27 protein-coding genes are annotated in these 22,466 nt (G+C 67.5%); 19 read left to right on the top strand and 8 right to left on the bottom strand.

Translation table 11 applies throughout. The features are described from left to right. The first annotated feature begins 81 nt into the window (after nucleotides 1-81). From Q8M82_RS00365 to Q8M82_RS00375, 3 genes are all read left to right on the top strand, one after another. Nucleotides 82-594 carry a CreA family protein gene (locus tag Q8M82_RS00365; protein ID WP_305689412.1) on the top strand — a complete coding sequence of 171 codons (513 nt, stop codon included), beginning with the start codon at nucleotides 82-84 and terminating at the stop codon, nucleotides 592-594. A gap of 76 nt (nucleotides 595-670) precedes the next feature. Beyond that, a complete protein-coding gene (locus Q8M82_RS00370) occupies nucleotides 671-946 on the top strand; it encodes a BrnT family toxin (RefSeq protein ID WP_305689413.1) in 276 nt (91 codons plus the stop codon). Continuing rightward, nucleotides 909-1,187, top strand: a complete 279-nt coding sequence (locus Q8M82_RS00375) for a BrnA antitoxin family protein (protein ID WP_305689414.1) — start codon at nucleotides 909-911, stop codon at nucleotides 1,185-1,187. The genes Q8M82_RS00370 and Q8M82_RS00375 overlap by 38 nt, the downstream gene beginning before the upstream one ends. Before the next feature lie 23 nt (nucleotides 1,188-1,210). On the opposite strand, the gene Q8M82_RS00380 is transcribed toward Q8M82_RS00375, so the two are convergent. Then, nucleotides 1,211-1,546, bottom strand: a complete 336-nt coding sequence (locus Q8M82_RS00380; RefSeq protein ID WP_305689415.1) for a hypothetical protein — start codon at nucleotides 1,544-1,546, stop codon at nucleotides 1,211-1,213. Nucleotides 1,547-1,870: 324 nt separating this feature from the next. On the opposite strand from Q8M82_RS00380, the gene cysS reads away from it, so the two are divergent. The 4 genes from cysS (at nucleotide 1,871) to cimA (ending at nucleotide 6,339) form a co-directional block, all read left to right on the top strand. Further along, complete coding sequence (gene cysS, locus Q8M82_RS00385; RefSeq protein ID WP_305689416.1) at nucleotides 1,871-3,457, top strand: cysteine--tRNA ligase; 1,587 nt, start codon at nucleotides 1,871-1,873, stop codon at nucleotides 3,455-3,457. A gap of 185 nt (nucleotides 3,458-3,642) precedes the next feature. After that, nucleotides 3,643-4,023: an endonuclease domain-containing protein gene (locus Q8M82_RS00390; RefSeq protein ID WP_305689433.1), complete on the top strand. Its 381-nt coding sequence runs from the start codon at nucleotides 3,643-3,645 to the stop codon at nucleotides 4,021-4,023. Next, nucleotides 4,020-4,637, top strand: a complete 618-nt coding sequence (locus Q8M82_RS00395) for a hypothetical protein (RefSeq protein WP_305689417.1) — start codon at nucleotides 4,020-4,022, stop codon at nucleotides 4,635-4,637. Before Q8M82_RS00390 ends, Q8M82_RS00395 begins: the two co-directional genes overlap by 4 nt. Before the next feature lie 103 nt (nucleotides 4,638-4,740). Continuing rightward, nucleotides 4,741-6,339 (top strand): citramalate synthase, encoded by a 1,599-nt coding sequence (gene cimA, locus Q8M82_RS00400; protein ID WP_305689418.1) that lies wholly within the window; start codon nucleotides 4,741-4,743, stop codon nucleotides 6,337-6,339. Between the two features lie 167 nt (nucleotides 6,340-6,506). Here cimA and Q8M82_RS00405 read toward each other — a convergent pair whose 3' ends face one another. Beyond that, the gene (locus tag Q8M82_RS00405) at nucleotides 6,507-6,854 is read right to left on the bottom strand and encodes a hypothetical protein (protein ID WP_305689419.1); all 348 of its coding nucleotides are present in this window, start codon (nucleotides 6,852-6,854) and stop codon (nucleotides 6,507-6,509) included. Nucleotides 6,855-7,015: 161 nt separating this feature from the next. Between Q8M82_RS00405 and Q8M82_RS00410 the strand changes: the two genes are divergently transcribed. Together Q8M82_RS00410 and Q8M82_RS00415 are read left to right on the top strand one after the other, a co-directional pair. Beyond that, a complete protein-coding gene (locus tag Q8M82_RS00410) occupies nucleotides 7,016-8,929 on the top strand; it encodes an ABCB family ABC transporter ATP-binding protein/permease (RefSeq protein ID WP_305689420.1) in 1,914 nt (637 codons plus the stop codon). A gap of 81 nt (nucleotides 8,930-9,010) precedes the next feature. Beyond that, nucleotides 9,011-9,499 carry a hypothetical protein gene (locus Q8M82_RS00415; protein WP_305689421.1) on the top strand — a complete coding sequence of 163 codons (489 nt, stop codon included), beginning with the start codon at nucleotides 9,011-9,013 and terminating at the stop codon, nucleotides 9,497-9,499. 6 nt (nucleotides 9,500-9,505) lie between these two features. On the opposite strand, the gene Q8M82_RS00420 is transcribed toward Q8M82_RS00415, so the two are convergent. Continuing rightward, a complete protein-coding gene (locus Q8M82_RS00420; RefSeq protein ID WP_305689422.1) occupies nucleotides 9,506-10,873 on the bottom strand; it encodes a cytochrome P450 in 1,368 nt (455 codons plus the stop codon). A 63-nt stretch (nucleotides 10,874-10,936) separates the two neighbouring features. On the opposite strand from Q8M82_RS00420, the gene Q8M82_RS00425 reads away from it, so the two are divergent. Then, nucleotides 10,937-11,749: a phosphatidylserine decarboxylase gene (locus Q8M82_RS00425; RefSeq protein WP_305689434.1), complete on the top strand. Its 813-nt coding sequence runs from the start codon at nucleotides 10,937-10,939 to the stop codon at nucleotides 11,747-11,749. A gap of 211 nt (nucleotides 11,750-11,960) precedes the next feature. Continuing rightward, nucleotides 11,961-12,803 (top strand): CDP-alcohol phosphatidyltransferase family protein, encoded by an 843-nt coding sequence (locus tag Q8M82_RS00430; RefSeq protein WP_305689423.1) that lies wholly within the window; start codon nucleotides 11,961-11,963, stop codon nucleotides 12,801-12,803. Between the two features lie 9 nt (nucleotides 12,804-12,812). Here Q8M82_RS00430 and Q8M82_RS00435 read toward each other — a convergent pair whose 3' ends face one another. Next, nucleotides 12,813-13,130 carry a hypothetical protein gene (locus tag Q8M82_RS00435; RefSeq protein ID WP_305689424.1) on the bottom strand — a complete coding sequence of 106 codons (318 nt, stop codon included), beginning with the start codon at nucleotides 13,128-13,130 and terminating at the stop codon, nucleotides 12,813-12,815. Between the two features lie 407 nt (nucleotides 13,131-13,537). Here Q8M82_RS00435 and Q8M82_RS00440 point away from each other — a divergent pair, with 407 nt between their 5' ends. Together Q8M82_RS00440 and Q8M82_RS00445 are read left to right on the top strand one after the other, a co-directional pair. After that, complete coding sequence (locus Q8M82_RS00440) at nucleotides 13,538-14,146, top strand: Maf-like protein (protein WP_305689425.1); 609 nt, start codon at nucleotides 13,538-13,540, stop codon at nucleotides 14,144-14,146. Nucleotides 14,147-14,478: 332 nt separating this feature from the next. Further along, nucleotides 14,479-16,212: a methyl-accepting chemotaxis protein gene (locus Q8M82_RS00445; protein WP_305689426.1), complete on the top strand. Its 1,734-nt coding sequence runs from the start codon at nucleotides 14,479-14,481 to the stop codon at nucleotides 16,210-16,212. Nucleotides 16,213-16,284: 72 nt separating this feature from the next. Here the strand turns inward: Q8M82_RS00445 and Q8M82_RS00450 are convergent, their stop codons facing one another. Then, nucleotides 16,285-17,256, bottom strand: coding sequence for an NAD(P)H-binding protein (locus tag Q8M82_RS00450; RefSeq protein ID WP_305689435.1), 972 nt, complete (start codon nucleotides 17,254-17,256; stop codon nucleotides 16,285-16,287). A gap of 222 nt (nucleotides 17,257-17,478) precedes the next feature. Here Q8M82_RS00450 and Q8M82_RS00455 point away from each other — a divergent pair, with 222 nt between their 5' ends. From Q8M82_RS00455 to Q8M82_RS00470, 4 genes are all read left to right on the top strand, one after another. After that, entirely contained in the window at nucleotides 17,479-18,300 is an 822-nt protein-coding gene (locus tag Q8M82_RS00455; protein ID WP_305689427.1) for an SDR family NAD(P)-dependent oxidoreductase, read from the top strand. After that, on the top strand, nucleotides 18,293-18,526 hold the full coding sequence (gene yacG / locus Q8M82_RS00460; RefSeq protein WP_305689428.1) for a DNA gyrase inhibitor YacG: 234 nt from the start codon (nucleotides 18,293-18,295) through the stop codon (nucleotides 18,524-18,526). Before Q8M82_RS00455 ends, yacG begins: the two co-directional genes overlap by 8 nt. A gap of 124 nt (nucleotides 18,527-18,650) precedes the next feature. Continuing rightward, the gene (locus Q8M82_RS00465) at nucleotides 18,651-19,088 is read left to right on the top strand and encodes a hypothetical protein (RefSeq protein ID WP_305689429.1); all 438 of its coding nucleotides are present in this window, start codon (nucleotides 18,651-18,653) and stop codon (nucleotides 19,086-19,088) included. Between the two features lie 7 nt (nucleotides 19,089-19,095). Next, nucleotides 19,096-19,380, top strand: a complete 285-nt coding sequence (locus Q8M82_RS00470; protein WP_305689430.1) for a hypothetical protein — start codon at nucleotides 19,096-19,098, stop codon at nucleotides 19,378-19,380. 6 nt (nucleotides 19,381-19,386) lie between these two features. Here the strand turns inward: Q8M82_RS00470 and Q8M82_RS00475 are convergent, their stop codons facing one another. From Q8M82_RS00475 to Q8M82_RS23400, 3 genes are read right to left on the bottom strand one after another with little or no spacing between them, the layout of a single operon-like run. Further along, entirely contained in the window at nucleotides 19,387-20,247 is an 861-nt protein-coding gene (locus tag Q8M82_RS00475; RefSeq protein ID WP_305689431.1) for an arsenate reductase/protein-tyrosine-phosphatase family protein, read from the bottom strand. 47 nt (nucleotides 20,248-20,294) lie between these two features. Next, nucleotides 20,295-20,534, bottom strand: a complete 240-nt coding sequence (locus Q8M82_RS23395; protein WP_371126192.1) for a low molecular weight phosphatase family protein — start codon at nucleotides 20,532-20,534, stop codon at nucleotides 20,295-20,297. Nucleotides 20,535-20,546: 12 nt separating this feature from the next. Next, nucleotides 20,547-20,843: an arsenate reductase/protein-tyrosine-phosphatase family protein gene (locus Q8M82_RS23400; protein WP_371126193.1), complete on the bottom strand. Its 297-nt coding sequence runs from the start codon at nucleotides 20,841-20,843 to the stop codon at nucleotides 20,547-20,549. 135 nt (nucleotides 20,844-20,978) lie between these two features. On the opposite strand from Q8M82_RS23400, the gene Q8M82_RS00485 reads away from it, so the two are divergent. Both Q8M82_RS00485 and Q8M82_RS00490 read left to right on the top strand, forming a co-directional pair. Beyond that, the gene (locus Q8M82_RS00485; protein WP_305689432.1) at nucleotides 20,979-22,022 is read left to right on the top strand and encodes an ArsJ-associated glyceraldehyde-3-phosphate dehydrogenase; all 1,044 of its coding nucleotides are present in this window, start codon (nucleotides 20,979-20,981) and stop codon (nucleotides 22,020-22,022) included. After that, nucleotides 22,022-22,466 (top strand): MFS transporter (locus Q8M82_RS00490; protein ID WP_465248062.1); only part of this gene is annotated, 445 nt, incomplete at its 3' end. The genes Q8M82_RS00485 and Q8M82_RS00490, both read left to right, overlap by 1 nt.

Raw genomic sequence — 22,466 nt, forward strand, 5'->3', positions numbered from 1 at the left:
GAGCCGGCTCGGGCTCTGGCGCGCGCGCTGCACGGCAACCATATCTGTCGCGGGGCACTCGGCCCCGGGAGAGACGCCGCCATGAAAGCCATTGTCGCCGCTTTGGTCGCAGGGACCCTCGGCCTCGCAGCCCTGGCGACGCCGGCCGCCGCGCAGGAAGACCTGATCTTCAAGAAGTCCACCGTCTGGAAGATGCTGACGCCGGACCACAAGCTCGCGGTCTACGGCGTCGACGATCCGCTCGTCGAGGGCGTGGCCTGCCACTACACCGTGCCTGAAAAGGGCGGTGTCGCCGGCATGTTCGGTGTCGCCGAGGAGGTCTCCGAGATCTCGCTCGCCTGCCGCCAGATCGGGCCGATCAAGTTCAAGGAAAAGTCCGAGCAGGGCGATGTCGTCTTCCGCGAGCGCCGCTCCCTGATCTGGAAGAAGATGCAGATCGTCCGCGGCTGCGACGTCAAGCGCAACGTTCTGATCTATATGGCCTATTCCGACAAGTTGATCGAGGGTTCGCCGCAGAACTCGACTTCGACCGTCCCGATCATGCCTTGGGGCGGCGTCGGCGAGCCTGCGAAATGCAGCGAGTGGATCAAGTGAAACCGCATGCCTGATCGGCGTTGCGAGATGTACATTGTTTTGTATGATCGAGTGACGTTGCGGGCTGGGGTCGCCCATGGAGTTCGAGTGGGATGAGGCCAAGCGACAGCAGATCATCTCCAGCCGGGGCGTCGATATCCTCAAGGCTGCCCGAATTTTCGAGGGCTATGTCCTCACATCTGTCGATGCGCGGCAAGATTATGGAGAGCTGCGCTACCGGGCGATCGGCATGGTTGGCGAGGATTGTTTCATTTTGATCTACACACGCCGGGATGAGGGCATCCGTCTCATCACCGCGTGGAAGGGAGGCCGGCATGAGCGGCAGCGATATCAGGCGAGCATCGCTCGATGAGATCAGGGAAATGGATCGGCGCGGCGAACTCTACCATAATCCCGATGCGCCTGAAGGCCCCAGCCTCGGCCCCGATTTCTGGGCCAATGCCCAGATCGTCGAGCCGAAGGGCACGACCTCCGTCCATCTCAAGATCGATGCGGACGTGTTCGACTACTTCAAGCAGGGCGGCAAGGGCCACCTAACCCGGATGCAGAACGTGCTGAAGGCCTATGTCGACGCGATGCGCAAGGCGGGCTGATCACGAAGGCCGGCTGACAGGCCTCAGCCGCCGCAGGTGATGACCAGCGGCTGCTCGGGAGCGCGGGCGGGCGTGGCCTTCGTCTTCGACAGCGAGCCGGTGAAGTCCTCGCGCGAGGCCAGGCCGAAGGAGCTTGCGCTGGCGAAGCCTTGCGCCTCGCACCAGGCGTCCGCGACGATCTTGCCGCATTCCGACTTGCTGGAGATGCAGTCGGCAACGCCGTAGCCGTCTCCGGCCGGGATCAGGAAGGTGCGCTGTTCGCTCGGCGCCGCGTTGGTGCGCGTCGTCGGCAGCACCGACAGGGACAGCCCGGCTCCGACGATCCCGAACAGGCCGACCAGGGCAACGGCGCGACGCATGGGTGTGGTTTCCTCGTTCGGACGACGGGCGCTCAACCCTCGACTCACGAGGATGGTTCCGATCGGTTAAGATTTGAATAAAACGGCCCGCATCGGGCTCGGCCGCGGCAAAAGCGGGGCGCCCTCTTGACGGAAAGCGCGCGCGAAGGCAAGCCTGTCGCGATGACGCGGGCCCTCAACATTATCTGCATGATTTGCCGCTAGCTTTCGCTGGCCGGCTGCTCACGTCCTCATCCTGAAACGGTAAAGACGCAACAGCGCCCCGGCCAGCGGCCAGGATCGCCCGCCGTCACGCATTCGCCGTTCGCCAGGATCACCACCCCGATGCCGACTCTCAGGCTCTACAACACGCTGACCCGGACGAAGGAAGACTTCGTCCCCGTCGATCCCGACAATGTCCGGATGTATGTCTGCGGGCCGACGGTCTATGACTACGCCCATATCGGCAATGCCCGACCGGTCATCGTCTTCGACGTGCTCTACCGGCTGCTGAGGCACCTGGCGAAGCAGGGCGCATGGGACGGCGGCAAGGGCGAGACGCGGGTGACCTATGCCCGCAACCTCACCGACGTCGACGACAAGATCAACGCCCGCGCCGCCCGCGACTTCCCAGGCCTGCCGCTGAACGAGGCAATCGCGAAGGTCACCGAGAGCACCACCGCGCAGTTCCATGCCGACATCGCCGCGCTCGGCTGCCTGCCGCCCGACGAGGAGCCCCGAGCCACCGACCATATCGGTGAGATGCAGGCGATCATCCACCGCCTGATCGCGCGCGGCGTGGCCTATGTCGCCGAGGAGCATGTGCTGTTCCATGTCCCGGCCGTGGCGCATCTGCGCGCCGCGCCGAAATATGGCGCGCTCGCCCGCCGCCCGCTCGACGAGATGATCGCGGGAGCGCGGGTCGATGTCGCTCCGTACAAAAGAGATCCGATGGATTTCGTGCTCTGGAAGCCGAGCCGCGAGGGCATCGATCCCGGCTGGAACTGGCCGAACGCTGCGCCCGAGGGCATCACGCGGCCCGGCCGGCCGGGCTGGCACATCGAATGCTCGGCCATGTCGATGGCCAAGCTGCTCGAGCCCTTCGGCGGCGGGCTTGCCTGCGACGATCCCGCCAGGAACGTCTTCGACATCCATGGCGGCGGCATCGACCTCGTCTTCCCGCACCACGAGAACGAGATCGCCCAGAGCTGCTGCGCCTTCGGCGGCGCGGACGGCAGCGGCCGCATGGCCAACTACTGGATGCACAACGGCTTCCTGCAGGTCGAGGGCGAGAAGATGTCGAAATCGCTAGGCAACTTTGTCACGATCAATGAGCTGCTGGAGACGGAGAGGTTTGGCGGGCGCAAATGGCCCGGCGAGGTGCTGCGTCTCGCGATGCTGAAAACGCATTACCGCCAGCCGATCGACTGGACGGTGAAGGCGCTGGAGGAGGCGGAGAAGACACTCGATCGCTGGTACGGTTGGCTTGATGGAGTGGAAATCGATCCGACGGCTGTCCCAATAGCGTCAGTGGTCGAGCCGCTTCTTGACGACCTGAACGTCGCTGACTCGATGTCGGCGCTACATGGTCTGTTCAGTTCGAACAGAGCGGGCGCAATGCGCGCTGGGCAAAAGCTCGGCTGGAACATTCGCAATCCCAAGTCCGCTTCCGCAGTCCTCGCCGCGGCGCGTTTGCTTGGTCTGCTTCAGCAAACCCCGTCGGATTGGGTCGCGGGCAAGCAAGCCGAAGCCAGCGTCGCCTCCGACGAGATTGACCGCCTCATCACCGCCCGCCTCGACGCCCGCCGCGCCAAGAACTTCGCTGAATCCGACCGCATCCGCGACGAGCTCGCCGCCATGGGCATCGCCCTCAAGGACGGCAAGGACCCCGCCACCGGCGAGCCGACCACGACCTGGGAGGTGAAGCGATGAACCGCGACCTGCCCCCTCTCCCCTCGCGGGAGAGGGTGGGGGTGAGGGGGCGCCGTGTCGGTGGCGATGCTGCGGCTGCCAATGGGCTACCCGGAAACGTTACGGCGCCCCCTCATCCGTCTGCTTCGCAGCCACCTTCTCCCGCGAGGGGAGAAGGGGAGCACGCGACGGCGTTTGCGCAGACTCTGAAGGGGCGTGCTCGCGCCATGCGCAAGGAACCGACCGAGGCCGAGCGCAAGCTTTGGTATCTGACACGCGACCGGCGCTTCAGCGGGTTCAAGTTTCGCAGGCAGTTCGCGATCGGGCGATATATTGTCGACCTCATCTGTCTTGAACGCCGCCTCGTCATCGAGGCCGACGGCGGACAGCATGCCGAGAACGCTTATGACGCCGAGCGCGATGCATGGATTGTTGCACAAGGCTTTCGGATGCGCCGGTTCTGGAATGCCGACATCCTGCAAAGGCCTGATGAAGTCGTCGATACCCTTTGGGCCGATCTGAAATTTGAGCCTGCAAAGAGGCCGTTGCGCAGCTTCGCGCAAACCTCCGAAGAGCCCTTCCCATGATGACGCTCGCCTCCCGCGAACCGATCATCATCGCCGATGCCGGCCCGATCCTGCGTCTGGCGGCGGCGGGCCTGTTGTCGATGCTGCCCCGGCTCAACCGCCACATCGTGCTCGTCGATCGCGTCGAGGACGAACTCGTCGGTGACGGCTCCAAGCCCTTCGCAACGGAGATCCGGCAGTGGATCGCCAGCGAAGGCGAGGCACTGCTGCGCGTCCCGACCATCGTCGGCGAGGGCATCGCGGCCCTGAAGGGCCGCGCCCGCACGCCGGAGGAGGAGGCGCGTCTCAAATCCGGCCTGCGCAACTCCGGCGAACTGGCGCTGCGTGAGTTCGTCGATCTCTGGCGGCCCGACAGCCCCGCCTCCGCGATCGTGCTCTATGAGGACCGCAAGGTCCCGAACCTGTTTCTCGAGGTCGATTATCCGGTCACGCTAATGACGACGCGCGCCTTTGTGCGGACGGTCGCGTCCTGGGGGATCAATCTCGATGCGCCGGCCGCGCTGGAGGCGGTCGCCGCGATCTACGACTTGAAGCCGGCCATGATCGGCGAAATCGATCCCCAAACGCCCGTCGATCTCCGGCGGCTCCCGACTTCTCTGGACGAAAACCCATGACCCCGAAAATCCGCCCCGCCGGCTCGCTCTCCGTCGCCATCAAGCTCGTCATGCTGGCGATGGTGGTGCCGCGCGTGCTGCGCTTCAAGCTGCGGCGCAAGCCGTGACCGCGCAGCGCATCCATCTCTTCGACACGACTTTGCGCGACGGCGCGCAGACGACCGGCGTCGATTTTTCGCTGGACGACAAGCGCGCGGTGGCGGGCCTGCTCGACCGGCTCGGCATCGACTATGTCGAGGGTGGCTATCCCGGCGCCAACCCGCTAGACACCGCCTTCTTTGCGCAGAAGCCGACGAAACACGCCAGGTTCGCCGCCTTCGGCATGACCAAGCGGGCCGGGCGCTCGGCCGCCAACGATCCCGGAATCGCCGCGCTGCTCGAAGCGAAGGCGGACGCCATCGTCTTCGTCGCCAAGAGCTGGGACTACCATGTCCATGTCGCGCTGGAGATTCCGCTCGAGGACAACCTCGCCGGCATCCGCGAAAGCGTCGAGGCGGCGAAGGCCGCCGGCCGCGAGGTCATGCTCGATTGCGAGCACTTTTTTGACGGCTACAAGGCCAATCCCGATTACGCGCTCGCCTGCGCCCGCACGGCCTATGAGGCCGGCGCCCGCTGGGTCGTGCTCTGCGACACCAATGGCGGCACGCTGCCCGACGAGATCGGTGCCATCGTCGCCGAAGTCGCGAAAACCGTGCCGGGAGACCATCTCGGCATCCACGCCCATGACGATTGCGGCTGTGCCGTCGCCAATTCGCTGGCCGCGATCGAGGCCGGCGCGCGCCAGATCCAGGGCACGCTGAACGGGCTGGGCGAGCGCTGCGGCAACGCCAATCTGGTGACGCTGATCGGCGCGCTGAAGCTGAAAGAGCGCTATCGCGAGCGCTTCGCGCTGGGCATCGACGAGAAGCAGCTCGGCGAACTCAGCCAGGTCTCGCGCGCGCTCGACGAGATGCTGAACCGCGCGCCTAACCGGCATGCCCCCTTCGTCGGCGCCTCGGCCTTTGCCACCAAGGCCGGCATCCACGCCTCGGCCGTGCTGAAGGACCCGCGCACCTATGAGCATGTGCCGCCGGAAGCCGTCGGCAACCGCCGCAAGGTGCTGATCTCGGACCAGGGCGGCAAGTCGAACCTCGCAGCCGAGCTGGAGCGCATCGGCGTGACGCTCGGCCGCGACGATCCCCGGCTCGGCCGCGTGCTGGAGGAGGTCAAGGAGAAGGAAGCGCAGGGCTACGCCTTCGAGGGCGCCGATGCCTCCTTCTACCTGCTCGCCAAGCGGATCATGGGCGAGGTGCCGGCCTATTTCGAGGTCGAGCGTTTCAAGGTCAATGTCGAGCGCCGCTACAATGCGCTCGGCGATCTCGTCACCTTCTCGGAGGCGATCGTGAAGGTGAAAGTCGGCGACGAGGTGCTGATCTCGGCCGCCGAGGGCGCGGCCGGCCCGGTCAACGCGCTCGACGTCGCGCTGCGCAAGGATCTCGGCCGCTATCAGTCGCTGATCGCAGGGCTCCGCCTCGTCGACTACAAGGTCCGCATCTTCCAGGGCGGCACGGACGCCGTCACCCGCGTCCTGATCGAGTCGGCCGATGAGACCGGCGAGCGCTGGACCACGGTGGGCGTCAGCGCCAACATCATCGACGCCTCCTTCCAGGCGCTGGTCGACTCGATCACCTACAAGCTGATGCGGTCCGGCGCGACGGGGTAGCTACCACGGTCGTCCATCATATCCGCGCCGTCATCCCGGGCGCAGCGAAGCGGAGACCCGGGATCCATCCGGAGCGCCAACCGGAGAGGCTCCGGAATGGACCCCGGATCGGCGCGGCCTTCAGCCGCTTGTCCGGGATGACGGCGAGGATGGTGGCCGCTGCCCCCTCACTCCGTCAGGCGGATGACCTTGTCCCTGCAGAGATTCATGTCCTCGGCGTCGCTCTCGACGGCGTCGTCGAAGCGCGCCAGCACGAAATAGCTGCAACCGGCCGGCTTGTTCAGCTTCACGGCAGCACTTTTGCCCGGCGCCAGCGGCTTGGCGATCTTGCCGACGAGGCGGGGCTGGTCGCCGCCGGTCGCGATCTCGAACAGCGTCAGCGGCACGGAGCGCATGTTGGTGACGGTGATCTGGGCCGGCGGCTTGGCGCTCTGCGCAGCGGCGGGCAACGTCGCGGGCAGGAGGCCGGCGGGAAGGGCGAGCAGACCCGCAAGGACAAGTCGGTGGATCGTCATGGTGTTTCGTCCCCAATGACGCGCTCGTGGCGCTGGTCGATCTGACACCCGCCTTGGGACGGAAGCAAGGCGGCGAAAGGTTGGAGAATGTTGTTCTCCTGCCCCATGCAATCGCCACCGAATGGGCCTATATCGGCGCTCCAACCTGGAATCGTCCCAAGATGTCACCGCCTGCCGCGCCGCCCCCGGCGCCGACCTTCGCGCGTTCCGCCGTGCTCCAGCCCGGCTCGGGCTTCGCCGCCACCTTCCGCGCGCTCTGGCCCTATCTCTGGCCGGCTGACCGCGCCGATCTGCGCCGCCGGGTGGTGCTGGCCTTCGTGCTGCTGGTGCTCGGCCGCGTCGTGCTGATGGGCGTGCCCTTCACCTTCAAATGGGCGACGGATGCGCTCGCCGCGACACCGTCGACGCTCGGCGACTGGCTGCCCTGGCTCGTCGGGGCGCCGCTGGCCCTGACGGTGATCTACGGCCTCGCCCGCGTCGGCTCGGCCGCCTTCATCCAGGCGCGCGACGCGCTCTTCGCCCCGGTCTTCATGCATGCGGTGCGCACGCTGGCGCTGCAGACCTTCGGTCATCTGCACCAGCTCTCGCTGCGCTTCCATCTCGAGCGCAAGACAGGCGGGCTGACACGCGTCCTGGAGCGGGGCCGCAACGGCATCGAGGAGATGGTGCGGCTTGGCCTCAACCAGCTCGTGCCGGTGACGATCGAACTCGTGCTGATCATCGCCGTGCTGCTGACGATCTTCAACTGGCTCTATGTCGTCGTGCTCGTCGTGATGGTGACCACCTACATGGCCTACACCATCAAGGCGACGGAGTGGCGCATCGCCATCCGCACGCAGATGAACGAGTCCGACACCGACGCCAATTCGAAGGCGATCGATTCGCTCCTGAACTACGAGACGGTGAAGTATTTCGGCGCCGAGGCGCGCGAGACCGCCCGCTACGACGTCTCCATGGCGCGCTATGAGCGCAACTCGATCAAGGCCTACACCTCGCTCGCCTGGCTGAACTTCGGCCAGGCCGCGATCTTCGCGGCCGGCCTCACGATCTCGATGGTCATGGCCGTACAGGGCTTCCGCGCGGGCACGCTGACGGTCGGCGATTTCGTGCTGATCAATGCCATGCTGATCCAGCTCTACCAGCCGCTGAATTTCATGGGCACCGTCTATCGCGAGATCAAGCAGGCGACGCTCGACATCGAGCAGATGTTCTCCCTCATCGGCAAGGACCCGGAGATTCAGGACAAGCCGGGCGCGAAGCCGCTCGTCGTGCCGGCCGGGGAGGTCGTCTTCGAGGATGTCCACTTCGCCTATATCCCCGAGCGGCCGATCCTGAAGGGCATCTCCTTCACCGTGCCGGCGGGCAAGACCATCGCCATCGTCGGCCCCTCCGGCGCCGGCAAATCGACGATCTCACGTCTGCTCTTCCGCTTCTACGAGCCGCAGAAGGGCCGTATCCTGATCGACGGCCAGCCCATCGCCGACGTCCAGCAGGTGTCCCTGCGCGCCGCGATCGGCATGGTCCCGCAGGACACGGTGCTGTTCAACGACACGATCCGCTACAACATCGAATATGGACGCCCCGACGCGTCGGAGGCCGAGATCGAGGAGGCCGCGCGCCTCGCCCAGATCGATCGCTTCATCAAGTCTCTTCCCGAGGGCTACGCCACCTCGGTCGGCGAGCGTGGCCTGAAGCTGTCAGGCGGCGAGAAGCAGCGCGTCGCCATCGCCCGCACCATCCTGAAGGGGCCGCCCGTGCTGGTGCTGGACGAGGCGACCTCGGCGCTGGATTCCTTTACCGAGAAGGAAATCCAGGATGCGCTCGATCTCGTCAGCCGCGGCCGCACCACGCTGGTCATCGCCCACCGGCTCTCGACCGTGATCAATGCCGACGAGATCATCGTGCTCGACAAGGGCCTGATCGCCGAGCGCGGCAACCACGCCACGCTGCTGGCGGCCGACGGCATCTATGCCTCGCTCTGGAACCGCCAGCGCCAAGTCGACGAGGCCAAGGCCACGCTCCAGCGCGCCAGCGCGGAGGAGGAACCCAGCGTGCGCGTGACGCTCGCGCCCTGAGGCCGAGCGCTGGCCTCGGCGGCCCGCTTCCTGCATCCTGCGGCGAGCCGATACCGGCGCCCCATTCGGCGAGGCGATGCGATGTTCAATCCCCTGAGTTTCGTCGGCTTCCACACCTGGCTCAGCCTCATCGCCATCGTCGCCGGTTTCCCGGTCGCGGCCGGGCTGCTGCGCGGCCATGTCAGCCCGCGCTGGACGGGCATTTTCCTCTCCACCGCCTTCGCCACCAGCGCGACCGGATTCGGCTTCCCCTTCAACGGTGTGCTGCCCTCGCACATCATCGGCGCGATCTCGCTCGTGCTGGTCGTGGTGGCGGGCTTTGCGCTCTATGCCCGCATGCTGGTGGGCCGCTGGCGCGGCATCTATGCCGTCACCGCGATGCTGAGCTTCTATTTGCTGCTCTTCGTGCTGGTGGCGCAGCTCTTCCAGAAGGTGCCGGCGCTGCGGGCGCTGGCTCCGACCGGGTCCGAGCCGCCCTTCGCCATTGCCGAGGCCATCCTGCTCGCGGCCTTCCTCGGCCTGACCTGGCTGGCGGCAAGGCGCTTCACCACCTACCGCCCCGCCGCGTAAGCGGTCTCAGCCGCGCGCGCTCGCCCGCATCCGCAACGGGTGCTTGGGCCGCAACGTGATCTTCAGCGTCGGCTCCGGCGCCTGGCCAGGCAACGGCTCGAGCCGCAGCGCCGGCAGCAGCACGGCCAGGATCGCGACCGCCTCCATGGTGGCAAAGGCGCTGCCGATGCAGATCCGCGGCCCGGCGCCGAAGGGCAGATAGGCGTAGCGATGGCGTCCTCGCCCGGCATCGCCGAGAAAGCGCGACGGATCGAACTGCTCGGGCCGGTCCCACAGTTTTTCGTGGCGGTGCACCGCCTGGATAGGGACATACAGCACCCAACCCTGCTTCAGCGCGACCCCGCCCAGCGTGAAAGGCTCCTCGACTTCGCGCGTGATCACCGGAGCGGGGGGAAAGAGCCGCATCGCCTCCTGGAACACCGCCTTGGTCAGCGGCAGCGAAGCCACATGGCGCGGCTGCAGCGGCCCGGCGCCGGTGACGGCCGTGATCTCCTCGAGCACGCGGGCTTCCCAGTCGCGGTTCTGCGCCAGCAGGTGGAAGGTCCAGGCGAGGCCGAGCGCGGTCGTCTCATGCCCGGCGGTGACGAAGGTCAGCAAATTGTCGACGATCTCCTCGTCGCTCATCGCCCGGCCAGTCTCGGGGTCGGCGCTCGCCAGCAGCATGTCGAGCAGATCGCCGTTCTCCGGCGGCTCGGCCCGGCGCTGCGCCACCAGCGCCCGCAGATTCTCGCGCAGATAGGCGACCGAGGCGCGCGCCTTCGCCCGGCCGGGATAGGGCAGCCAGCCCGGCAGGCCGAACAGGTGGTAGATGAACATGAAATTCGACGGCTCGAGATAATCCGAAATCGCCTGCTCGACCTTGCCGACATCGAGCGCCTGCGCGCCCGACAGCATCGTCTCGATGATGATGTCGAAGGTGGTGCGCATCATCTCATGGCCGATGTCGAGCGGTGCGGAGGCCGCCTGCCAGCGCCCGCGCGTCGCTTCCGCCGCCTCGATCATCGCCGGCAGGAAGCCGAGCAGCTTCTCATGCTGGAAGCCCGACGCGACGGCCTGCCGCTGCCAGCGCCAATGCCCTCCGTCGGCGGTCAGCAGCCCCTCGCCGATGGCGGGGCCGAGCACCTTGCGGATGAGGTCCCCCTTGCCGAGCCGGCCGGCCTGACGAGTCAGCGCCTCCTGGATCAGCGCGGGGTCGCAGACATAAAGGCTCGCCCGCCCGCCGGTCTTCGCCAGCACCAGCCGCTCGCGATAGACCTCCGGGGGCATCGCCTGGAGCGGGTTGCGCAGCAGCGAGGCGATGACGGAGAGCGCCGGGCGGCGGCTCTCCACCAGGCCGTCAGGCACCGTCGCGGCGAGGGCATCGAGTGTGGTCAAGGCATCGCTCCTGTTCGGCGCGGAAGGTGGTCGGCGAATGGGGCGCGGCGATGACGCTCTTCCCTGCGCGCGCCGAACCCCCTAAACAGCGCCCAGACACGGCGGCCCGTTCCGCCGCAGACCGCATCGGGAGGCGCGACGGCCGCGCGCTCCGCATCACGGAACTCAAAACCCATGTCGCTCGTCGATTCCGTCCGCAAGGTGATCGTGCCCATCCACAAGGAGGGTTACGTCTTCATCGCCATCGCGCTCGTCGCGACGATCGTGCTCGCCAATCTCTGGTCGCCCTTCGGCTGGATCGGCGCGATCATCACGCTCTGGATCTGCTATTTCTTCCGCGATCCGATCCGCATCACGCCGCAGCGCGAGGGGCTGGTGATCTCGCCGGCCGATGGCCGAGTCAGCCAGGTCGCCTCGGCCCTGCCGCCGCCCGAGCTCAACCTCCCGGCCGAGCCGATGACGCGCATCTCGATCTTCATGAACGTCTTCGACTGCCATGTGAACCGCGCCCCCGTGCCGGGCCGCATCGTCAAGATGGCCTATACGCCGGGCCTGTTCCTCAACGCCGAACTCGACAAGGCGAGCGACGACAATGAGCGCAACGCGCTGGCGATCGAGACCGCCCATGGCATCGTCGGCGTCGTCCAGATCGCCGGCCTGATCGCGCGCCGCATCGTGCCCTTCGTCAAGGAGGGCGAGGTCATCGGCACCGGCGAGCGCTTCGGCCTGATCCGCTTCGGCTCGCGCGTCGACGTCTATCTGCCGCTCGGCGTCGTGCCGCTGGTCGGCGAGGGGCAGACCGCCTTCGCCGGCGAGACGGTGCTGGCCGACTTCGCCGGCAGCGAGCCGGCGGTGCGGCTGTTCAGGGGTATTTGACGGGCTCACCTTCTCCCCTCGCGGGAGAAGGTGGCGCGTAGCGCCGGATGAGGGGGCGCAGTGCCCTCTCCGGGAACGCGTTGTATCGCGGGACCTGACACGTCACTGCGCCCCCTCATCCGTCTCGGCTTCGCCGAGCCACCTTCTCCCGCGAGGGGAGAAGGTTAGACCCGCCTAGCCTCCGCCGCCAAAACCGCGTATCCCGGCTGGCATGAGCGACCTGTTTCCCCCCTTCGAGCCCGAGCGCGCCGAATCGAAGCGCGCCCGCTTCAAGCCGATCCCGTTCCGGCTGATCGCGCCCAACGTCATCACCCTGCTGGCGCTCTGCCTGGGGCTGACGGCGATGCGCCTCGTCGTCGAGGGCAAGCTCGAGACGGCGACGGTCTGCATCCTCATCGCCGCTGCGCTCGACGGTGTCGATGGCCGGCTGGCGCGGATGCTCAAGGGCACCTCGCGCTTCGGGGCCGAACTCGATTCGCTCTCGGATTTCGTCAATTTCGGCGTCGCCACCGGCTATGTGCTGTGGATCTTCGTGCTGCACGATCTGAGATCCTTCGGCTGGATCATCGTGCTGACGCTGGCCTGCGCCATGGCGCTCAGGCTGGCGCGCTTCAACGTCATGATCGACGATCCCAACCGGCCGGAATGGCAGAAGAACTTCTTCGTCGGCATGCCGGCCCCGGCCGGCGCGATCACGGCGATGCTGCCGCTCTACCTGCATTTCATCGGCGTGCCGGTGCAGGATTACGGCGCGGTTCCGGTCGGCCTCTACATCCTCTTCATCGCCTTCCTGACGATTTCGCGCATCCCCTGCTATGCCGGCAAGACGCTCGGCACGCGCATTCCACGCGACAAGGTGCTGCCGATTTTCGTCGCAGTGGTCGTCGTGGCGGGGCTGCTCTTCGCCTATCCCTTCGAGATGCTGGCGCTGGTCGTGATCGCCTATCTCGCTTTGATCCCGCTGAGTGCCGCCCGCTACCGTAAGCTCGACCGCGAGCAGGCCGCGGCGACCGTGGCGGCGCCTCTGCCCGAGACGGCGCCTCCGGCAGCCTGAAGGCCGTCCTCAGCCCCGGCGCTTGCGCCCGCCGAGGCGCGCCGCATTGGCGCGGGTGCGCTTGGAGAAGGGCTCGAGCGTGGAATGCGCGACCTTGGCCGCGGCGTCCGCGAGGTCGACGCTGCCGGGCAGGCTGAAGGCCATGCCCCACCAGAACAGCGCGCTCGCCTGCGTCGCCGCAAAGCCGCTCTCGATCACGGCCGTCACCTTCTCCGTCACCGCCTTGGCGGCTTCGCGCTGGCCCCCGCTGTCGCCGAGCGCACCGCGCATCAGGATCGGCAGGCGCATTGCGATCGTCAGGCCGGCATCGGCCTGCAGCGTCGCCATCCGAACGGCCAACGCCTGTGCCGCACCTCCCGCAGCGATCGCGGGACGCGTCTTCCGGCTCGATGATGGCATGGGGTGGAAAACTCCGGACGTCGCAGGGCGGATCGCCGACGACACAACGTGTGGGGTGGCGTCGATGATCCCGCGGCTCGGCAATCTGTCGGTTCGCGTTCCGGCGGGCAAGGCTGGAATCGCGGTTAGGCTGCATCAATTATGCGCATAGTGAATGACGCGCCGCATTCGAGGGCAGAGTCCCGCGTCAGGCGCGGGGCCATTCCCGCCGATTTATCCGCCGGCCGAAATGCTCTAGAGGCTTGTCGATCCAGCGCGGCGCCCCGGCCGTGCCCGAACCCCTCGGTCCGCCCTTGAGCTTCTTTTCCTCTCCCAAACACACCGGCTGGCGCCCGATGCTGGTCCTGGCCTCGGCCTCGCCGCGTCGGCTCGCTTTGCTCGAACAGGTCGGCCTCAAGCCGGACGCGCTGCTGCCGGCCGATCTCGACGAGACCCCGCTCAAGGGCGAGCGCCCGCGCGACCTCTCCCGCCGTCTCGCCCGCGAGAAGGCCCAGGCCGCCCGCATCGGCGCCGCCGCCCGCTCGGATCTCGAAGGCTGCTACATCGTCGCCGCCGACACCGTCGTCGCGGTGGGCCGCCGCATCCTGCCCAAGGCCGAGATCGTCGACGAGGCGGCCGCCTGCCTGCGCCTGCTCTCCGGGCGGGCCCACCGGGTCTACACCTCGGTCGCGCTGGTGACGCCGAACGGCGCGATCCGCGAGCGCGTCGTCGAGACGCGGCTGCGCTTCAAGCGGCTCTCGACCGAGGATATCGAGACCTATCTCGCCTCGGGCGAATGGCGCGGCAAGGCCGGCGGCTATGCCATCCAGGGCATCGCTGGCTCCTTCGTCGTCAAGCTCGTCGGGTCCTACAGCGCCGTCGTCGGCCTGCCCCTGCACGAGACGGTGAATCTGCTGGGTGGCGAAGGCTTCCCCATCCGCTTCGGCTGGATGAACGTCGGCTAAGGCGCCTGCCAGCCGGCTCGGCGCACGGAGGCGAGGGCACGCAGAGCGCGCGCGGTCGGTCGCACCGTTTGCGGAAACCGCATGTCAGGCCGCGGCCCGACGGGCGGCGCCCGGCCATGCGGGCCGCCGCCGACCAGCGGGCTATGGCGCCGCGTTTCTCGCGACCATCCGTGCGCGGTGCCGCCCCCTGACGCAGCGGTCGAGAATCCACCGCGACACAACTGAACAACGCCGCCAAAGCCAGCGACTTTAGGAGGACGAAGAAACCATTTGGTAACGCTACGAAACCATAGTCGTAACGCTGGGGGAGGGCGTTATGGAGCGGGACGGCAATGCAATTTTTACAACGTAAGTCAACGAATCTTGCCGCGGAAGCTGCATCGATTCGACGTTGGCAAGCCGTCATCGAGTTCGATCTGGACGGAAACATCCTCGAGGCGAACCCTCTATTCTTGCAGACGACCGGCTATGAGCGGTCCGAGGTCGTGGGGAAGCACCACGCGATGTTCGTCCTTCCCGAGGAGCGCCAGTCGGAGGCCTACCGGACGTTCTGGCGCGATCTGAAGTCTGGGAAGGCCTTCCAGGCTGAATTCGCCCGTCTGGGCAAGGGCGGCAATACGATCTGGTTGCAGGCCACCTACACGCCGATCTGCGGGACCGATGGCAAGCATCCGTTCAAGATCATCAAATACGCCACCGACATCACCGCCATCAAGGAGACCGTTTCGAACGCCGAGGGCCAACTCGCGGCGATCAGGAAGGCCCAGGCCGTCATCGAGTTCGATCTGGACGGCAATATTCTCGACGCCAATGACAACTTTCTGCAGGCCGTCGGTTACGCCATCGGCGAAATCCGTGGCCGGAAGCATGCGATGTTCGTCGAGCCGTCGGAGCGGGGCGGCGAAGCCTACAAGCGGTTCTGGCAGAAGCTCGGCCGAGGCGAATATGACGAGGGGCAGTATCTCCGCATCGGCAAGGGCGGGCGGCAGGTCTGGATCCAGGCGAGCTACAATCCGATTCTGGACGCCCTCGGCAAGCCCTACAAGGTGGTCAAATACGCCACGGACATCACCGCCACGAAACTGGCGGCCGACGCTTTGCAGGCGGCCGTCGCGGAAACCGGCGCGGTGATCGCCGCGACGCAGGCGAAAGACCTGACCCGGCGCGTGCCACTGGCCGGAAAGGTCGGTGAGATCGGGGAACTCTGCGGCGGCATCAATGCGCTCCTCGACAGCTTCACCGGCGTCATCCAGTCAGTGGGCGAACTCTCGGCACGGATCAATTCGGGATCGCGGCGGATCGGCTCCGCCAGCAAGGATCTGGCCCAGCGGACCGAAGAACAGGCCGCCTCTCTCGAGGAAACTGCGGCGACGACGGAGGAACTCTCCGCCTCGGTCAAGCAGAGCTTCGAGCGGGCCTCGGACGCAGCCAGCCTCGGAGCCGCAGCCAACGACGTCGCCAACCGTGGCGGATCGATCGTCAACGAGGCGGTCGTTGCGATGGAGCGGATCGAGCAGGCCTCTCGCGACATCAGCGACATCGTTCGCGTCATCGACGACATCGCATTTCAGACCAATCTTCTGGCCTTGAATGCGGCGGTCGAGGCGGCGCGGGCCGGCGATGCCGGCAAGGGCTTCGCGGTGGTCGCTTCCGAAGTCAGGACGCTGGCCCAGCGGTCGAGCGAATCGGCCAACGACATCAAGGGCCTGATCCACAATTCGACGACGCAGGTCACCAACGGCGTCAGGCTGGTCCAACAGGCGGGATCCGCCTTGGCCGAGATCGTGACGTCTTCGACCAGCGTGTCCTCGGCGCTCGACGAGATCAGCTGCGCGTCGCGCGAACAGGCCAGCGGGATCGAGGAGGTCGCCAAGGTCGTCGCCCATATGGACGAGATGACCCAGCGCAACTCCTCGATGGCGGACCAGAGCGCCGGTATCGCCGCCGAACTGCAGCGTGTCACCGATACGCTGCAGAGCCTGGTCGAGGGCTTCCTCGTCTCCGCCCAGGCTGCCAATGATCACGCGCCGATGGCCGGCCGTGTCCCTCGTGCGGCCAACGGCTGAGGGCCGGGGCCTTGCGGGTGTAACCTCCGTCGATGGGGCAGGGGTGATCCGCGACCACACTCGATCGCCGGGTCAGAACACGGCGTGGTCGCCGCGCTCGGGTGCGGCGGCTCCGCTCAGCACGGCACGGTAGAAGTCGAACAGAGTCTCGCTGCCGGTCGAGGGCGTCGCCGCCGCATCGTAGCGGCCGGTCTGCGGGTCCAGCACCAGCATGGATTCGGTCGCGTAATAGCGGCCGATCCGCGCCAACTCGGCCTTGGCCGCCAGCGATGGCACCACGGCGCCGCCGAGGCTCAGGCCGGCGATGATGGCGTCGAGCAGCGCGACGGGGACCTGGCGGAAGCGGGCCGGGCGGCGAAGCAGCGCAAACAGGGCCTCGCCCTGCTGGCGTGGCGTAACCGCCTCGCCCGGCCCGCCGATCGGCAGGATACGGTTCCAGCGGCTGGTCTCGTCGAGACAGCGGGCGATGAAGTCGGCGAGATCGCCATCGCTGATCGGCTTGCAGGCGGTCAGGGTCCCGTCGCCGAAGAGCAGGAAGGGCTTGCCCGCGCGGACACGCTCGATCTGCCCCGACAGCGACTTGAAGAAGGCAGTCGGCCGGACGATCGAATAGCGCAGCCCTGAATCGATCAGCGCCGTCTCGAAGGCGAGCTTCGCCTGCTGGAAGGCCAGCAGCGGCTTCTGCACGCAGATCGCCGAGAGCAGCACGAAATGGCGCACGCCGACCTGCCTGGCGGCGTCGAGCACGTTCAGATGCGCGCGATGGTCGATGGCCCAGGCGTCTGCGGGCGCACCCGTGCGCGAGGCCATGCAGGACACGATCGCATCGAACGGCTGCCCAGCGAACCCGTCGCGGGCCAGTACGTCGGGATCGGACACATCCACCGCGCGGATGGTCACGCCCTCGGGGAGGCCGGCGATCGCGGCCCCCGGCCCTGCGGCGGCGCCGTTCGCACGGGGCCGAACCAGGCAGACGACGTCGTGGCCACGCCGCAGCAGGGCGTCGGCAGTCGCACGGCCGATCGTCCCGGTCGCCCCCAGCAGGCCGATCCTCTGGCGCGTCGTCCGGGTCGTTGCATCCGGCTGCGCGGTGGCGGCAGGCAGGTTCATGGGCGCGGGCTCCGGTAGGATCAGAGCGCCTGCCGCCGCCTCTGGCAAGAGCGCCGAGGTCGTCCGTCCGCCTTGCGCCTGAGCGCAGAACCCCCGATCCTGCCCGCCGCGAACGCAGCCGGCCTCACAAGGGCTGCGCGCCAGGGAGGACTACGCATGTCGGGACGTCTCAGGGGCAAGGTCGCGATCGTGGCCGGAGCAGGCTCGATCGGCCCCGGCTGGGGTAATGGCAAGGCCACCGCCACGGTCTTCGCCCGCGAGGGCGCCAAGGTGATCTGCGCCGACATCAACCGCGATGCGGCCGAGGAGACGGCGGCCTTCATCCAGAACGAGGGCGGCCAGGCCTTCGCCGTCGAGGCCGATGTGACGAAAGCCGACCAGATGGCCGATCTCGTCGGCCGCACGCTCGGCCGCTATGGCCGCATCGACATCCTTGACAACAATGTCGGCATCGCCGAGGTCGGCGGCGTCGTCGAACTGTCCGAGGAGGTTTGGGACCGCGTCTTCAAGGTCAATCTCACCGGCGCCTTCTTGGCGATGAAGCATGTCATCCCGGTGATGCAGCGCCAGTTCGAGGAGAGCGGCGAGGGCGGCTCGATCATCAACATCTCCTCGATCGCCTCGATCCGCTACACCGGCGTGCCTTATGCCAGCTATTCCGCCACCAAGGCGGCGCTGAACCAGCTCACCCGCACCACCGCCGTGCAATACGCCCCGCAGAAGATCCGCGTGAACGCGATCCTGCCCGGCCTGATGAAGACGCCGATGGTCGAGCACTCCGCCGGCCTCGCCGAGGTCTACGGCCAGGGCGACGTCGAGGCGATGTGGGCGGCGCGTGACGCGCAGGTTCCGATGGGCCATATGGGCGAGGCCTGGGACGTCGCCTATGCCGCCTTGTTCCTCGCCAGCGACGAGGCGCGCTATGTCACCGGCCTCGAAATGGTCGTCGATGGAGGGATCACGCTCAAATATGGCTGACAACGAGAACACCCCGCCGGCGGCCGACGCGCTGCAGGCGAAGCCGCTGAAGCCCTGCGTCCAATGCGGGAAGCCGGCTGTCGCGCGCTACAAGCCCTTCTGTTCGGCCCGCTGCGCCGATATCGATCTCGGCCGCTGGCTCAAGGGCAGCTATGTCATTCCCGGAGAGCCGGTCGATGAAGCCGAAACCGGCCTGCCGCCGAGCGAGCGCGACGAGGATCGCTGAGGGCCGGGTCGGATCGACGCAGGGCGCCGTGTTTCAGCCGCCATTCATCGGGACGTTGCTATCACCCCCACGACGCGTCTTCACGCATCGCGGATGCGGCGGATGATGCAGCCAGGAGAGAGGCATGACGTTCTTCAAGCTCGCACGGCTCACGGTCGCCGCTGCGGTCCTGCTCGGCTCGCTGCCGGCTGGGGCCCAGATCGTCGGCAATCAGGATCCCTTCGCGACCATTCGGCCCGGCCAGGGCGCACCCCAGTACCAGCAGCCTCAGTCGCAGCCGCCGCGCCAGCGGCCGCAGCAGGCCCAGCCCTACGATCGCGGCTACGATCGGGATTATGATCGGGGCTATGACCGGCGCGACCGCGGTTACGACCGCGGCTATGACCGGGGCTACGACCGCGGCCCACGCTATGACGACGACCGGCCGCGCTATCGCGAGGGCGGCCGGGGCGGCAGCTTCTGCGTCACCTCGCGTGGCACCTGCCGGACGCCGCCGCAGCCGCGTGGTGCGCCCTGCCGTTGCGACATCGACGGGCTGACCAAGCGCGGCGTCATCCAGTAGCCGCGCCATGGCCTATGCCGACGAACTCGACCCGGTCATCGCGGCCGAGCAGGGCCTGCGCCGGCGGATCGCCGAGCGCATCGCCCTGGAGCAGGGCGGAAGCGGCGAGGGGGAACTCTCGCCGCAGCATCTCGCCGCGGCCGATGCGGCGATCGAGAACTGGGCCGAAGAGGGCGAGGAGGAACTCGATCCGCAGGCCTTTCGGCCGCTGACGCCGCTTCAGGACCTGCTGGCCGAACACCGGGCGGTCTGCGAGCGCATCCTCGACATCCGCGACCGGCGCCTGGGCTGATCCGCCTCAAGCCGCCTGGTCGAGCGTCTTCGCCGTCGCGCCGTCCATCCGGCCGATGGCTGCGAGCACCGGTTCGAGCTCGCGCAACGACATCTGCTCGAAGGGCAGGTTGACGAAGGCGGACACCCGCGCCGCCAGGGCCCGGTAACTCTGCAGAAAGGCGGCCCGCCGGGCTTCGTCCGGTCCGGTCGCGGCAGCCGGATCGTCGAGCCCCCAATGCACCCGCAGCGGCACGCCGGGGAAGGCGGGGCAGGCGCTCTCGCTGGCGTCGTCGCAGACCGTGACGACGAGGTCGAGTGGCGGCGCGTCCGGCCCCAGGAACTCGTCCCAGGATTTCGACCGCATCCCCGAGACGTCGTAGCCGAGATCGGCGAGGAGGCGCAGCGCCAGCGGATGCGGCGCCTCCTGCGGGCGCGAGCCCGCCGAGAAGGCCTGCATCCGCCCGAGACCTTCGCGGTTGAGCACGGCCTCGGCCATGATGGAGCGGGCCGAATTGCCGGTGCAGACCACCAGGACGCGCAAGGGGCGCTCGCTCGCCACGGGGTCGCGTCGCGCCGGAAAGGCGGGCGCCGCATCCGTACAGGGCAGCGGGCCTTCGGTGCAGCAGGCCTCGGCCAGGAAGGCCTGCAGCGCATCGGCGCGCGCGGTCTGGGCGGCAAAGATGATGTGGCGGCCGTCGCGCCGCGAGACGAGCAGTCCGACCTGCTCGAGGGCCGCCAGATGCGAGGACAGCGTGTTGTGCGCGACCGCAAGCAGCCGGCCGATATCGCCGGCCGCCAGCCCATGTGGCCGATAGCGCATCAGCAGGCGGACGATCTCGAGCCGCGTCGGCTGCGCCAGCGCCCCCAGCAGGGCGACAGCGTCCATCGTGTCGAGCTTCGGCGCAGGCTGTCCTGCATCGGGCCGTCTGGGCGTCAAGCGGCGTCTTCCCTCGGTGCTGCAGCGACGCCGACGGGTTCGTGGCGCCCCTTGTCCTGGCCGATCGCGTCGAGCCGATGCTGCAGCGCCATGCCCTGCAAGGTCGCCAGCGGCAGGCTCGCGAAGATCGAGATGCGATTGTTGAGCATGCGGTAGGCGTCGGCAAAGGCAAGCGCCTTCTGGGCATCGTCGCCCTCGAAGGCGGCTGGGTCCGGCAGCGTCCACAGGGCCGTCATCGGATTGCCGGGTCAGGCTGGCGGCACCGCGTTGGCGGCGGTCTCCGAGAGGGTGAAGACGAAATCGAGCTCCGGCGCGCCTGGCCTGGCGAAGTCGTCCCAGCTCTTCGGCGCCAGGCCGGTGAGGTCGTGGTTCAGCGAGGTCAGCAACCGCACCACGAAGGGGTTGATCTCCGGCCGGGGCTGCGAACCGGCGCTGAAGACGGTGAACGTGCCGCCGGGAAGCCGGCGCATGATCGATTCTGCCATGATGGACCGGGCATGGTTGCCCTTGCAGACGAAGAGAACCTTGAGAGGGGACGTTTCCATATCTTCATCTCATCATGTCGGTGGATTACGACATGATCATCGACAGATTACATGTCGACGTAAACCGACATATTGACATGTTGCCGTCATCCGGGTGATGGACAGCTCCAAGCCGTGGCGCAGGGAGCGGGGATCATGCGGGTCGGCATCAACGGCATGGGGCGCATCGGGCGGTTGGCGCTGCGGGCGGCGCTGGGCGCGGCCGACAGGCAAAGCGACGACCCGCGCGCCGGCAACAGGCTCGATGTCGTCCACCTCAACGAACTCAAGGGCGGCGCGGCAGCGACCGCCCATCTGCTCGAATTCGACAGCATGCAGGGCCGCTGGCGCGGCGGCATCGCGAGCGTCGGCGAGGACGCCGTCACGATCGGCGAGCGCCGGCTCGGTTTTTCGGCGGCGGCCGATCCGGGCGAGATCCCCTGGGGCGATCTCGGCGTCGATGTCGTGCTCGAATGCACGGGGAAGTTCCTGACGCTTTCGACACTGGAGGGGCATCTGAAGCGCGGCGCCAAGCGCGTCATCGTCGCCGCCCCGGTCAAGGACGCCTCGGTGCTCAACGTCGTCGTCGGCGTCAACGAGCATCTCTACGACCCTGCGGCGCACCCGATCGTCACCGCCGCCTCCTGCACCACCAACTGCCTCGCCCCGGTGGTGAAGGTGGTCCACGAGAATCTGCGCGTCCGGCACGGCCAGATCACCACGATCCATGACCCGACCAACACCAATGTCGTGGTCGATGCGCCCCACAAGGATCTGCGCCGCGCCCGCTCGGCCATGCTCTCGCTGCAGCCGACGACGACCGGCAGCGCCACCGCGATCGCGCTGATCTATCCCGAACTGAAGGGCAAGCTCGACGGCCATGCGGTGCGCGCGCCTGTCCTCAACGCCTCCTTGACCGACTGCGTCTTCGAGCTGGAGCGGCCGACGACCGCCACCGAGGTCAACGCCCTGTTCGAGGCGGCGGCGCGCGGGCCGCTTGCCGGCATCCTCGGCTTCGAGCCGCGCCCGCTGGTCTCGATCGACTATCAGCGCGACACGCGCTCGGCCATCGTCGACGGGCTCTCGACGCTGGTCACGGACGGCACGATGCTCAAGGTCTATGCCTGGTACGACAACGAGGTCGGCTATGTCTGCCGCATGGTCGATCTCGCCCGGATGGTGATCGACGCGGACGCGTGATGGGAACGAAGGCGCGCGACTATCTGATCGTCACCGCGTCGTACTGGGGCTTCACCCTGGTCGACGGCGCGCTGCGCATGCTCGTGCTGCTGCACTTCTTCGGGCTCGGCTACTCGCCGTTCACGCTCGCCTTCCTGTTCCTGCTCTATGAGTTCGCCGGCATCGTCGCCAATCTCGCCGGCGGCTGGCTGGCCACGCGCTTCGGCATCCCGCGCATGATGATGACCGGCCAGCTGCTGCAGATTGCGAGCCTGTTCCTGCTGTCGGCGCTCGATCCGGCGTGGAGCTCCATCCTCTCCGTTGCCTGGGTCGTCGTGGCGCAGGGCCTGGCCGGGCTCGCCAAGGACTTCACCAAGACCGCCTCCAAGTCGGCCATCAAGGCGACGGCGGGCGAGGGCGCGGGTCGACTCAACAAGTGGGTGGCCTGGTGCACCGGCTCGAAGA

This window comes from Allobosea sp., from assembly GCF_030694325.1.
Taxonomy (GTDB): domain Bacteria; phylum Pseudomonadota; class Alphaproteobacteria; order Rhizobiales; family Beijerinckiaceae; genus Allobosea.